Below are 12,622 nucleotides of genomic sequence, written 5' to 3'. Positions count from 1 at the left end.
ACGGCCGGTTCGGAGGCCCTCACCGAGGGCCGGCCGGCAGCACACCTTGCACGGCTTGCGGCAAAGGCGCCAGCTGCAGGTCAGGGCGGGGCAGATGATCCATGGCGTCGGCCGTCAACTGCCCCCAGTCCTGGATGGCGGTCACCCCTGAGGTGGCGGTGTCGATCGCCTCCGCGCGCCAGTCCTCGATGCGATCAAGGCGGTCTCGTGTCTGCTGACTCAACTCCGCCATGCCGTCCTGGATCAGCTGGGACGTGCGCGAGGCCTGGTCCTCCATCAGTTGCGATGCATTGCGCTGCAGTTCACCCACGACGGCTTCCGTCTGCTGGGCCGCCTGCACGAGTTGCTCCGTGCCAGCGGACAGCACCTGGCGTGTCTGTTCGCTGCCTGCGGCAATGACCGAGGACCAGTCGGGCATGCCCAGCGCGCAGGCCGTCTGGGCCTGCGCCTGCAGCATCACGCTGGTGGCGGCCACATTCATCTGGCAGATCTGCTCGGCAGTCCGGATCGCGGTTTCCGTGAGTTCGGAGGGCGCCACGGTGGGATCGGTCGGGTTCAATTCAGGTGTATCCATGTTCTCTCTCCGTGTCTCAGTGCACTGCGCCGTCGGCGCCCATCTCGCTCATGAGCTCTTCTTTTCGGGCGCTCATCTGCTCCCCAAGCTCGTCGAAGTCCACGTCGGAACGTGCCTTCGTCACCTTCGGGAACATTTCTTCCTCTTCTTCCTTCACGTGGTGCTCGATGTACTCGCCCAGCACAGTCACCTTGGCGTCGTACAGTTCCTCATCGGGCTGCATGGCCTCGATCTGAGCAATCAGGTCCTTGGCGCTCGCGTGCTCGACCACGGCTTCGTCGACCATGTCCTGCTCGACGATGTCACGGGCCACGGGATAGAAGATCTCCTCTTCGATCATCGTGTGGACCTTCAGCATCGTGCAGATCTCCTGCACGAGGGCGGTCTTCTCGTCGGCCGAAGCCTCGTCCTTGACGAGCTTCTGGTAGGCCTTGAACAACTTGCTCACCTCGCGGTGATCCTTGACCAGCAGCTTGACGGCTTCCGGCTGGCTCGTGGTCTTGCCATGCGAGGCAGACTTCGAGGAACTCGACTTGGTGCTGGTGGACTTGGATGTGGGCATGACGTCTTCCTTCATGAATGCTCAGGGCGGGCAAAACGAGCGCGCCGCCAGCGGGGAGGGGGTTGTGTGCGCAGCGCTCTTGCGCGGACACACCAGACTGGCAAACGCGGTGCCCGCCCCTCAACGCGCGTCGCCGCGCTGATATGCTGGAAGCGGCATGCCGCCCTCATGCCCCCTCACGCCGCCCCTTGACGGAGCTCCCCATGACCCAGACTGTTGCCGGCCCTGACGGGCTGCCCCGTTGCCGCTGGTGCAGCGCCACGCCGTCGTTCATCCCGTACCACGACCAGGAGTGGGGCTTTCCGGTGGCCGATGACCGCCGCCTGTTCGAGAAGATCTGCCTGGAAGGCTTCCAGTCCGGCCTGAGCTGGCGAACCATCCTGGACAAGCGGCCCCGCTTCCGGGAGGTGTTTGCCGGCTTCGATTTCGAGGCGGTCGCCGATTACGGCGAGGCCGATGTGCAGCGGCTGCTGGCCGACCCGGGCATCGTGCGCCATCGCGGGAAGATCGAAGCCGTGATCCACAACGCCGCTCGGGCGAAGGACCTGGTGCAGGAGTGCGGCTCGCTCGCGGCCTTCTTCTGGCGGTACGAGAGCGACCAACGTGACGTCCCGCCCACCGAACTGGTCGCCACCACCCCCGGTTCCATCGCCCTGTCCAAGGCGCTGCGCCAGCGGGGATGGAAGTTCGTCGGACCAACCACAGCCTACGCCTTCATGCAGGCCATGGGGCTGGTCAACGACCATGCCGCTGAATGCGTCACCCGCGCGCACGTGGCCGCGGCGCGCGCGCGCTTCAAGCCACCGACCTGAACACGGCCCCGAGGCAGGGCGGGGATAATGCCGCCCGATGTGGATCGGAACCCTTTTTGCACTCGTTGCCGGCCTGGTCTGGGGCCTCGTCTTCATCGCCCCGGTGCTGCTGCCGGAATACCCGCCCGCGCTGCTGTCCTTCGGGCGCTACATGGCCTTCGGCCTGATCGCGCTGCCCCTGGGCTGGCTGGACCGTGCCAACCTGCGTCAGCTGACCCGCTCGGACTGGCGGGAGGCCACCCAGCTCGCGCTGGTGGGCAACCTGCTGTACTACTGCTTCCTGGCCACCGCCATCCAGCTGGCCGGGGCTCCCTTGCCCACGGTCATCATCGGCACGCTGCCCGTGGTCATTGCGCTGAGCGCCAACGGCCGCAACGCCTGGCGTGATGGCAAGCTGCCCTGGCAGCGGCTGCTGCCCTCGCTCGGGCTCATCCTGGGCGGCATCGCTCTGGTCAACCGGGCCGAGCTGGCCTTGCTTGCCGACCGGGGTGGGTTCGATCTGTCTCACTACGGCCTGGGCGCGCTGCTGGCCGCCTGCGGTGTGGTGTGCTGGACCTGGTACCCCATCCGCAATGCCGACTGGCTGCGCGCCCACCCGGATCGCAACCCGCGCACCTGGGCCACGGCCCAGGGCCTGGTCACGCTGCCCCTGGCCGCCATCGGCTACATCGGGTTCGGGCTGTGGAACGGCTTTCGGGCCGACGCATTCCCCATGCCCTTCGGCCCGCGGCCCGAGGCCTTCGTCATCACCATGTTCGCCATCGGCCTGCTGGCATCGTGGGTCGGCACACTGTGCTGGAACGAGGCCAGCCAGCGCCTGCCCACGGCCATCGTCGGGCAGCTCATCGTCTTCGAGACCCTGGCCGCGCTCGCCTATGCCCTGGCCCTGCGCGGCGTGCTGCCACCGCCCGGCACCCTGATCGGCGCCGCCCTGCTGGTGGCCGGCGTGCTGTGGGCCTTGCAGGGCGGGGGGCTGCGTCCGGCGGCAGAGGCCGAGCCGATGGCGCACTGAATGGGTCTCAGCCTCGCGCCTGAGGCCAATAATGGGGCGTTGCCCATGAAGGCGAAGCCCTCGCCCGCTTGAGGAGGACCCAATGACCCCGCATACCCGCATCCTGGCCGCCACAGACCTGTCCGCGCCCGCCCGCCATGCCGCCGAGCGCGCTGCGTTGATGTGCCAGCAGCTCGGCGCCGACCTCGACCTGTTGCACGTCGCCGACCTGGGCCCGCTGGACCGCCTGCGCCAGTTGATGAACGCGGAACCAGCCGACCTCGAGACACGGGTTCTGGGCGCAGCGCAGCAGAAGTTGCAGGCGCTGGCCGAGACCCTGCAGCGGCGCTACAGCGTCGAACCGACTGTCCAGGCTGTGGCCGGGGGGCTGCTCCCGGAACTGTCCCGGCAACTGACTGCCCTCGGCCCGGATCTGCTGGTCTGCGGTGCGCGGGGCGAAAGCGTCATTCGCCACATGGTGCTGGGCACCACCGCCCTGCGCATCCTGAGCACGGCGTCATGCCCGGTGCTGGTGGTCAAACAACCTCCGCACGAATCCTACCGGCGCGTGCTGATCCCCGTCGACTTCTCCCCGTCGTCCTTGCGGGCCATCCACACGGCACGCACCGTGGCGCCCGACGCCGACATCGTGCTGATGCACGCCTTCGATGTGCCGTTCGAAGGCCATCTGCGTTACGCCAGCGTGGACGAGGACACCATCCACCACTACCGCATCGTGGCCCGCGAGGAGGCCATCCAGAAGCTGCAGGCGCTGCGCGAGGAAGCGGGCCTGTCTGCTGCCCGCTCCAGCCTCGTGGTGGCCCACGGCGACCCCACTTCCCGCATCGTCGAGCAAGAGCAGGAGTGCGACAGCGACCTGATCGTGATCGGCAAGCACGGTGCCAGCCTGCTTCAGGACTGGCTGCTGGGCAGCGTGACCAAGCAGGTGTTGGCGCAGTCGCAGGGCGATGTGCTGATGTCGGTGTGAGCCGGGCGCGGCACAATGCCACCATGACCGACACCCTGATCTACCACAACCCCAAGTGCGGCACCTCGCGCAACACGCTGGCCTTGATTCGCAACGCCGGCATCGAACCGCAGGTGATCCTGTATCTGGAAACGCCGCCCAGCCGCGCGCAGCTGGTCAAGCTGATCGCCGATGCCGGGCTGGGGGTGCGCGACGTGCTGCGCGCCAAGGGCGATCTGTATGACGAACTGGGGCTGGCCGATCCCAAGTGGACCGATGACCAGTTGCTGGACTTCATGGTCGCCCACCCCATCCTGATCAACCGACCCATCGTCGTGACCCCGAAGGGCACGGCCTTGTGCCGGCCTTCGGAGAAGGTGCTGGACATCCTCCACCACCCGCAGCAGGGGCCGTTCACCAAAGAGGACGGTGAGGTGGTGATCGACGCCAATGGGCAGCGGCGCGTCTGAGCCGCTGCGTGCGCGTCAGCGCGCGGCGGTGGGGCAGGTGGCCCCGTCGGGCTGGCGCTCGTACCACCCCTTGCTGCGGTTGACCAGTGCCACCAGCGACAGCATCACGGGCACCTCGACCAGCACGCCGACCACGGTGGCCAGCGCCGCGCCGGAATGCAGCCCGAACAGGGGTGATCTCGGTTTCGGTGCAGTGAGTCCCGCTTTTGGGTTAGGGTAATCCCGATATGCTGTGGCTGAGGTGCGGCTAAAGCGCCCGCCCTTTGCACGCAACCGCGGCACGAACTCGTGAACAGATGCTGTCGCGGTGGGTGATAGACTCCCGACGCGGGGGTAAGAGCGGTCCTCCCCGCAAGCACAAGACGCTTAGCGTCCAAGCACTGCTCCTGACCATGGGCTCAAGCCCAGGTAGGAGTTCGTCTTGAAAAGGCCAATAAGCCTCGCGCGCACTTTCAGTCTTTCACTGATTTCAGCTTTCGGTGCTGACTTCTCTTTTTTGTCAGCAGCATTTGTGATGCCTGGAGGTGCTCAATGAGCGGCCCTAGTTACTCACTCTGGCAAGTCGTTGCCTACATGCTGCGTCTGGGCACCATCGGTTTTGGTGGCCCTGTGGCACTGGCGGGCTACATGTATCGCGACTTGGTCGAGCAGCGCCGCTGGATCAGCGATGAGGACTACAAGGAAGGTATCGCCCTGGCCCAGTTGATGCCAGGGCCCATGGCCGCGCAACTGGCCATCTACCTGGGCTACGTCCACTATCGCACCCTGGGTGCCACCTTGGTTGGCATCGCATTCGTGCTGCCGTCTTTCCTGATGGTGGTTGCCTTGGGATGGGCCTACACCCGCTTCGGTGGGCTGACCTGGATGCAGGCCACGTTCTACGGCGTGGGCGCAGCCGTCATCGGCATCATCGCCATGAGCGCCCAGAAGCTCACCACCAAGAGCCTGGGCAAGGACAAGTTGCTGTGGGCGATCTGGGCTATCACAGCCACCACCACCATCATCACTGAGTCGGAAATTGCGTCACTATTCATTGCCGCAGGTGTGACGGTCTGGCTATGGCGTACCAAGTGGCGACCATCAGCCCGGCTTTCGTCGAATGCTGCAATGGCGCTCGTGCCTGCGATCCCCGCTGTAAGTGTGTCACTTACCACTGACCCGGCCATCCTGACGCAAATCGGGGTGTTCTTTGCCAAGGCTGGCACCTTCGTGTTTGGTTCGGGCCTGGCCATCGTGCCGTTCCTTTACGGCGGGGTGGTTCACGACTTTCACTGGCTCACTGAGAAGCAGTTCGTTGATGCGGTGGCCGTGGCCATGATCACACCAGGCCCAGTGGTCATAACGGTGGGCTTCATTGGCTACTTGGTCGCGGGCCTGCCGGGTGCCTGCGTGGCCGCATTGGCAACGTTCCTTCCCTGCTACCTGCTTACCATCGGGCCTGCGCCTTACTTCAAGAAGCATGGCAAGCGACCAGGCTTGCTGGCCTTCATCGACGGGGTGACGGCTGCGGCCGTGGGCGCGATCACCGGGTCGGTCGTGGTGCTTGCCAAACGCTCGCTGGTTGATCTGCCCACCATCCTCACGGCGCTGGTAGTGGTAGCCATTCTGTGGCGTTTCAAAAAAGTTCAAGAGCCTTGGATCATCCTGGCCGCTGCATTGGTGGGCATGGCCTTGTTCCCTTTCCGTCACTGATGCCGTTTGCACAGAGGAGATTGACCATGAAATGGGTGACACGAGAACGTCCCAAGATCGACCGGATTGCATGTCCGTGGCTGATCCAGCGCTTCATTGATCCTCAAGCTGAGTTTCTGTACGTGCCAGCCAATCAAGTGTTAGCGACAGCAGTAAGCCAAAGCGCCACACCCTATGACATCCCCGGTGTGGAGATGTCGCATGTGGGCGAGCTGTGCAGCTTCGACGCCTTCCTTCGGAAATACGAGTTGAGCGATCCAGCCCTGCAGCAATTGGCCACCATCGTTCGAGGTGCTGATACCGACCGGCTTGACCTCACTCCGCAATCAGCGGGGCTGTATGCCTTGTCTCTGGGCCTGTCGCGCAAGTTTGCCGACGATCACGAAATGTTGAGTCACGGCATGGTGATGTACGACGCTCTGTTTGCCTGGTGCCAATCTTGCCAAGGCGAGACGCACACCTGGCCACAAGGGATGGCCTGAGTCAGTGCCGGTGCGTACGATACGCAGCCGCTGGCGCATCTGGATCGGGTGAGTGAGCGGCACTGCGGCTCGTTCGTGGAGTAGAACGCCTGTCTTGCCGAGTGCTGCCGGTCTTTGGTCAGTGTTGTTGCGGCAGCACCTTCTTGTGGCCGTCGGGCAATGGGAGGTACTGCCCGCTCGCTCGTGCTTGTCAGTGCACCACCTCACCCCGCTCCGCATAGCGCCTGGCCATCACCGAGCACACGAACAGCTGCAGCTGGTGGTAGAACATGATGGGCAGCACCAGCACCCCCAAGGCCGGGTTGCCGCCGAACAGCAGCTTGGCCATGGGCACGCCCGAGGCCAGCGTCTTCTTGGAGCCGCAGAACACGGCCACGATCTCGTCTTCGACCGGGAAGTTCAGGGCCTTGGCGATGCGCTTGGTCAGCCACAGAAAGGGGAACAAGAACAGGCACACGCCCACGGCCGTCATCGCCATCAGGCCCAGGCCATGCTTGCTCCACAGGCCATCGGCCACCGAGTCGCTGAACGAACTCAGCACCAGCAGCAGGATCACGGTGCGGTCGACCTTGGTCGTCCAGGGTTTGACCTTCTGGAACCAAGCCCCCACCACCGGGCGCAGCAACTGCCCCAACACGAAGGGCAACAGCAACATCTTGGCCACCTTGAGCATGGTGTCGCCCACGTCCATGGCCTGGCCGTCGGCCGCGCCACTGAACACCAGGCTGGCCAGCAACGGCGTCAGCACCACGCCCAGCAGGGTCGACAAGCTGGCGTTGAGCACGGCCGCCGCCACGTTGCCACGAGCCATCGCCGTCATCGCCACAGACGATGACACCGTGGACGGCAGCACCGCCAGGTAGAAGAAGCCCAGCAGCAGGTCGTGCGGGATGTGGCGGCCCACCAGCGCATTGAGCGCGAACCACCACAGTGGGAAAAGCGCGAAGGTGCTGATCTGCACCGTCAGGTGCAGCTTCCAGCGCGAGGCACCGTGTTTGAGACTGTCGGTGCTAAGGCCCATGCCGTGCAGGAAGAAGATCAGGAAGACGCCAATGTCCCCCACCACGTCCAGGCGCAGCAGGCCACCGGTGCGGCCCAGGTCCGGCGCCACCGATGCCAGCAGCACAGCGCCCACCATGCCCATCAGGAACCAATCGATCGCTCCACGCTGGAGATGGCGGCCCGCCATCCTGCTCATGGACCCCATCGGCTTCAAACCCTTCACCATTTCGAACTCACCACGTCATGTCTTCAAAAACAAAGGTCGCGCCCGCAGCGCAGGCGCGACCATCCCCATCCACAAGACCCCGGCTGGAAGGGGCCGGCGCTCAATTCGAGGCCAAGCGCGCCTTGGCCAGCTTCGTGCCCTCGGCCAGGGCTCGTAGCTTGCGCTGAGCCACCTCCCGCGACATGGGCGCCATGCCGCAGTTCGTGCATGGAAACAGCCGCTCTTTGGGCACAAACTGCAAGGCTTGGCCGATGGCGTCGGCCACTTCCTCAGGCGTCTCTATCACATCGGTGGCCACATCGATCACGCCTACCAGCACATCCTTGCCCTCCAGCAGCCGCAGCAGCTCAAGCGGCACGCGCGAGTGCATGCATTCCAGGCTCACCTGGTCGATGCTGCTTTGGGCCAGCGCTGGAAAAACGGTTTCGTACTGACGCCATTCATCGCCCAGGGTGCTTTTCCAGTCGGTGTTGGCCTGGATGCCGTAGCCATAGCAGATGTGCACCACGGTCTTGCAGCTCAGGCCTTGCGCGGCGCGCTCCAGCGCCTTCACGCCCCAGTCGGCCACGTCTTTCATGTAGACGTTGAAGGCAGGCTCGTCGAACTGGATGATGTCCACGCCATCGGCCTGCAGCGCCAGGGCCTCCTGGTTGAGCAGCTCAGCGAAGGCGAAGGCCATCTTGGCTTTGTCACCATAGAAGCGGTCTGCCACCGTGTCCACGATGGTCATGGGGCCAGGCAGGGTGAACTTCAGCTTCTTCTTGGTGTGCGCGCGCGCCAGTTGGGCCTCGAAGGCGTGCACGCGGCCCTTCAGGCGCAACTCTGAGACCACCTGCGGCACCATCGCGTCGTAGCGGTTGTCGCGGATGCCCATCTTCACCTTGTGCTCGAAGTCGATGCCCTCGACCTGCTCCAGAAAGCCGTGCACGAAGTGCTGGCGCGACTGCTCGCCGTCGCACACGATGTCCAGCCCGGCGTCTTCCTGGGCCTTGATCCACAGCAGGGTCGCATCGGCCTTGGCCTGCAGGAGCGCATCGCCTTGCGCCGCCCATTGGGGCCAGAGCTTGTGGGTTTCGGCCAGCCAGGCGGGTTTGGGCAGGCTGCCGGTGATGGAGGTTTCGAACATCGAGGGGGCTTTCAAGGCAAACGAGGTGGGTATCGGGGCTCGGCTCAGGCCATTCAGGCGGCCTGAGCAAGTTCAGCGCGTTGGCCAGGCTGGTCAAACTGGGCGGCCCACTGCGCCAGGATGTCCTGGTGCGGTTGGATGAAATGCTCTTGCGTGAACTTGCCCTGCTTGACGGCCAACTGGCTGCGCTCCACCCGGTCGTAGACGATCTGCGTCAACGAGTAATCGTCGTAGCTCAGGCTGGGTTGATACACCTGGCCTGCCACCGAGTTCGCGTTGTAGATCTCGGGGCGGTAAATGCGCTGGAAAGTCTCCATCGTGCTGATGGTGCCGATCAGTTCGAGATCGGTGTAGTCAGCCAGTAGGTCGCCAAAGAAGTAGAAGGCCAAAGGGGCCACGCTCTTGGGCGGCATGAAAAAGCGCACCTGCATCCCCATCTTCGCGAAGTACTGGTCGGTCGATGACAGCTCGCTTTGCTGGTACTCCACGCCCAGGATAGGGTGCTCATTGGCCGTGCGCCGGTAGGTCTTGCTGGTGGCCACGCTCAGGCAAATGACCGGCAACTTGCTGAAGCGTTCCTGGTAGGTGCTGGATTGGACGAATTGTTTGAATAGCTTGCCATGCAGCACGCCGAAGTCGTCCGGAATGCTGAACTGCGCCCGGTCGGCGTTGTACTCGGGCAGCACGACACTGAAGTCGTAATCGCGCACATACGACGAGAAGTTGTTGCCCACGATGCCGTCGATGCGTCGGTTCAGTTTCTTGTCGACGATGTGGGTGTGCAAGATCTCGATCAGCGGAAACACCGCGCTGGTCTGCACGCCAATGTCCATTTCGACCGAGACGATCTCGAGCTCGACCGCGTAGCGATCACCCGTGGGGTTGTCCCAATGCGCCAGGTCATTGAAACGGTTGTCGATCATCTTCAGCGCTCTGCGCAGGTTCTGCTGCCGGCTCTCACCACGCGCCAGGTTGGCGAAATTGGTGGTCAGGCGCGTGCTGTCTGCCGGTTGGTAGTTCTCATCGAACCAAATGCTTTGGAGGCTGAACGTGAAGGCGTTGCTCATGACGGCGTTCTTTGCAAGGAGTCAGGTGTGAAGGGCGGCGGAGAGCGTCGCTGGTTTCAAGCAGCGAGCATCTGCTCGGCTACTGATGGCAGCGCGTCACGGAGGCACTGGCGGGTCAATTCGAGCAGCGGCACGGCGCGTTGAACGGCCAACCTGGCGCGCTCGATCACGGCCTCGTCGCTCAGACGTCGATCCACGAAATCCTTGTCGGTGGCGTAGACGCCCAGCGGCAAGGTGCGGGCCTGGAAGAAGCTGAACAGGGGGCGCAGTTGGTGGTCGATCACCAGGGCATGGCGCTCGCTGCCGCCATTGGCGGCCAGCAAGACGGGCGTGTCGATCAGGGCGTCTTGTTCGATGAGGTCGAAGAAGTGCTTGAACAAGCCCGTGTACGAAGCGCGAAACACCGGGGTGGCCACGACCAGCACATCGGCCTGCTCGACGGCGGTCAGCGCCTGCGACACGGCATCGGGCACCTGGGTGCGCCAGACCGCGCCCGTGAGTTGCGGCGCCAGCAGGCCCAGATCGACCAGGCGTGGCTGGCAGGGCATTTGTTCAGTGATCAGATTCAGCAGGTGCTGAGCCAGGCCTGCCGATTTGGAAGGGCTTTGCAGTGCGCCGGAAACCGCCACCACGCGGAGAGGTCGTGTCATGGTTGCTTTCGTGTGGAGTGATGCAAGTGGCGCCATGGTATTGAGTTGAGCCAATGACGTAAAATGGTCTTTTCTCACCAATGCATGAGAAATATTCATTCAACTTTGAGTCGCGACACCGGAGCATCGAAGATGCCCCCCACCGTCGAAGGCAAGCTGCTGCCCGGCGGACATGACAAGGTGATGCAGCATTCCTGCGGCGCGCCGTGGTCGGGCGAGGTCATGGGGGTTTCGGCTGCTGCTGCCACAACTGGCGCAAAGACGTTGGCTCTGCTCGCCTGATCGAGATCAGCAGGCGCGAGAATTTCCACCAGAGAACGCGTTGCGGCTGCGTCCATTCACGGCGCAATACCAGCCTGCACCACTCGCTGAGCGGCAGAGGGCACATCCAACTGGGCGTGAAGTTCTACGGCAACGACGATTCGACAACCTGCTGAGGTGTCAGGCCGAGCGACGCGCCAGCTCAATGAAGGCCTGGAGGTAATCGATGTTGGTGTCCGCCTCGCGCACACCCAGGTGGATCTGCTTGCCGATGCCCTTGGGCCCCAGGCGCACAGCCACCACGTCCATCCTTCTTGCGTACTCTTGCACCAGCCAACGCGGCAGCGCCGCCACGCCCCGGCCACTGGCCACCATCTGCATCATGATGTCTGTGGTCTCGATGGTCTTGTGCCGATTTGGCGCAATGCCTGCAGGCATCAAAAACTGTGTGTAGATGTCGAGACGGTCGGTGGGCACCGGGTAGGTGATGAGCACCTCGTTGGTCAAGTGCTTGGGCTTGACGTGGGCCGCGCCCGCCAATGGGTGATCGAAAGGCACCACCAGCACCTGCTCGTAATCAAACACGGGCTCGAAGTGCAGGCCGGGTTTGTGCAGCGGGTCGGGCGTGACGAGCATGTCGATCTCGTAGCCAAACAGCGCGCCGATGCCGCCGAACTGGAACTTCTGTTTGACGTCCACCTCCACATCGGGCCAGTCGGCCAGGTAGGGCGACACGATTTTGAGCAGCCACTGGTAACAGGGGTGGCACTCCATGCCGATGCGCAGTGTGCCGCGTTCGCCTTGTGCGAACTGGCGCAGGCGCTCTTCGGCCAAATCGAGTTGTGGCAGCACGCGGTTGGCCACTGCCAGCACGTACTGCCCTGCCTGAGTCAATCGCAGGCTGCGGCCCTCGCGCAGCCAGATGTCCGTGCCCAACTGCTGCTCCAGCTTCTTCATCGAATGGCTGAGTGCAGATTGCGTCACGCACAGCACATCCGCCGCTGCGGTGAGCGAGCCTTGCTTTTCGACCTCCTGGACGATGGCCAGGTGAATGCGCTCCAACACGATGAATGAATAATGCTCATGGATGCATTAATAGTTTCCATTCTATTTCATGTCGAATCATTCGTGAACGCTCGCCTGTTGATGGCTTGACCGGCCCACCTTTGACCACCGACGGCGCCACCAAGCCGCAGGCAGAGAGGCAAGTGCCGTCACTCCATGCAACGCTACACCGCTGTAGGTGGCGGGCTGCTTCTCGTCGTTCCGACACCCTCGTGAGGCTGCGGCCCTGCCAGATCGCAATGTCACTCAAAAATCGGGTGCATAAATTGCAAATGCGAACGATTCGCATTATCATGATGGTGCACTTCACCCCCATGAGAAGGAAGCCCGATGTTGATACACGCCTTGTCAAGTAAAGCTCAGACAGAAGCTTTGCATCACTTGCCGATGGCGTGTCACCTCGACGCCGTCGATGAGACCGGCATGCAAATGGCGGCTGCCGGATGGCGAATTCAAACTCATGACGCCCCCGATCTGCCGCACAAGGTTCGACTTTCGCCGCGCTGGTCTGAGCTTGTCTCTGAGTTTCAGACCCTTGGCGAAGTCAAGGCTGTTGAATCACGAGCAAAACTGAGCCACTAAAGGGCATCCGTCACGCCCAATTTTGAGCCACGTTATCCACCTACCCTGCTGTTTTTTGCAGCAGTGGGGTGCAGGAGTGATCAACGTGAGCAC

At 63.3% G+C, this 12,622-nt stretch carries 15 protein-coding genes; 8 read left to right on the top strand and 7 right to left on the bottom strand.

Going from position 1 to position 12,622, the window contains the following annotated elements; genetic code table 11:
• Positions 1-19: 19 nt before the first annotated feature.
• Entirely contained in the window at positions 20-574 is a 555-nt protein-coding gene (locus QZ709_RS09335; protein ID WP_294636992.1) for a hypothetical protein, read from the bottom strand.
• A 16-nt stretch (positions 575-590) separates the two neighbouring features.
• On the bottom strand, positions 591-1,136 hold the full coding sequence (locus QZ709_RS09330) for a hemerythrin domain-containing protein (RefSeq protein ID WP_294636991.1): 546 nt from the start codon (positions 1,134-1,136) through the stop codon (positions 591-593).
• A 203-nt stretch (positions 1,137-1,339) separates the two neighbouring features.
• Between QZ709_RS09330 and QZ709_RS09325 the strand changes: the two genes are divergently transcribed.
• The 6 genes from QZ709_RS09325 (at position 1,340) to QZ709_RS09300 (ending at position 6,550) form a co-directional block, all read left to right on the top strand.
• The gene (locus QZ709_RS09325) at positions 1,340-1,948 is read left to right on the top strand and encodes a DNA-3-methyladenine glycosylase I (RefSeq protein WP_294636990.1); all 609 of its coding nucleotides are present in this window, start codon (positions 1,340-1,342) and stop codon (positions 1,946-1,948) included.
• Between the two features lie 37 nt (positions 1,949-1,985).
• A complete protein-coding gene (locus QZ709_RS09320) occupies positions 1,986-2,960 on the top strand; it encodes a DMT family transporter (protein WP_294636989.1) in 975 nt (324 codons plus the stop codon).
• Between the two features lie 82 nt (positions 2,961-3,042).
• Positions 3,043-3,927 (top strand): universal stress protein, encoded by an 885-nt coding sequence (locus QZ709_RS09315; RefSeq protein WP_294636988.1) that lies wholly within the window; start codon positions 3,043-3,045, stop codon positions 3,925-3,927.
• A gap of 23 nt (positions 3,928-3,950) precedes the next feature.
• Entirely contained in the window at positions 3,951-4,376 is a 426-nt protein-coding gene (gene arsC, locus QZ709_RS09310; RefSeq protein WP_294636987.1) for an arsenate reductase (glutaredoxin), read from the top strand.
• Positions 4,377-4,907: 531 nt separating this feature from the next.
• A complete protein-coding gene (locus QZ709_RS09305; RefSeq protein WP_286747416.1) occupies positions 4,908-6,068 on the top strand; it encodes a chromate transporter in 1,161 nt (386 codons plus the stop codon).
• 26 nt (positions 6,069-6,094) lie between these two features.
• On the top strand, positions 6,095-6,550 hold the full coding sequence (locus QZ709_RS09300) for a chromate resistance protein ChrB domain-containing protein (RefSeq protein WP_286747418.1): 456 nt from the start codon (positions 6,095-6,097) through the stop codon (positions 6,548-6,550).
• Positions 6,551-6,740: 190 nt separating this feature from the next.
• Here QZ709_RS09300 and QZ709_RS09295 read toward each other — a convergent pair whose 3' ends face one another.
• From QZ709_RS09295 to msuE, 4 genes are all read right to left on the bottom strand, one after another.
• Entirely contained in the window at positions 6,741-7,748 is a 1,008-nt protein-coding gene (locus tag QZ709_RS09295; protein WP_286747420.1) for a bile acid:sodium symporter family protein, read from the bottom strand.
• A 130-nt stretch (positions 7,749-7,878) separates the two neighbouring features.
• Positions 7,879-8,904, bottom strand: a complete 1,026-nt coding sequence (locus QZ709_RS09290; protein ID WP_286747421.1) for a methionine synthase — start codon at positions 8,902-8,904, stop codon at positions 7,879-7,881.
• A 53-nt stretch (positions 8,905-8,957) separates the two neighbouring features.
• Positions 8,958-9,971 (bottom strand): DUF1852 domain-containing protein, encoded by a 1,014-nt coding sequence (locus QZ709_RS09285; RefSeq protein ID WP_286747423.1) that lies wholly within the window; start codon positions 9,969-9,971, stop codon positions 8,958-8,960.
• Between the two features lie 56 nt (positions 9,972-10,027).
• Positions 10,028-10,621, bottom strand: coding sequence for an FMN reductase (msuE, locus tag QZ709_RS09280; RefSeq protein WP_286747425.1), 594 nt, complete (start codon positions 10,619-10,621; stop codon positions 10,028-10,030).
• A 132-nt stretch (positions 10,622-10,753) separates the two neighbouring features.
• On the opposite strand from msuE, the gene QZ709_RS09275 reads away from it, so the two are divergent.
• Positions 10,754-10,903 (top strand): hypothetical protein, encoded by a 150-nt coding sequence (locus QZ709_RS09275; RefSeq protein ID WP_286747426.1) that lies wholly within the window; start codon positions 10,754-10,756, stop codon positions 10,901-10,903.
• 159 nt (positions 10,904-11,062) lie between these two features.
• Here the strand turns inward: QZ709_RS09275 and QZ709_RS09270 are convergent, their stop codons facing one another.
• Complete coding sequence (locus QZ709_RS09270; RefSeq protein WP_286747427.1) at positions 11,063-11,947, bottom strand: LysR family transcriptional regulator; 885 nt, start codon at positions 11,945-11,947, stop codon at positions 11,063-11,065.
• A 330-nt stretch (positions 11,948-12,277) separates the two neighbouring features.
• Here QZ709_RS09270 and QZ709_RS09265 point away from each other — a divergent pair, with 330 nt between their 5' ends.
• A complete protein-coding gene (locus QZ709_RS09265) occupies positions 12,278-12,529 on the top strand; it encodes a hypothetical protein (RefSeq protein ID WP_294636986.1) in 252 nt (83 codons plus the stop codon).
• Positions 12,530-12,622: the final 93 nt, after the last annotated feature.

Origin of the sequence: uncultured Aquabacterium sp., from assembly GCF_913773725.1 — a bacterium.
In the GTDB taxonomy this organism is placed as follows: Bacteria; Pseudomonadota; Gammaproteobacteria; order Burkholderiales; family Burkholderiaceae_C; genus Aquabacterium.
Note: the sequence above shows the minus strand (reverse complement) of the source record. Positions and strands in the feature narration are given on the sequence as shown.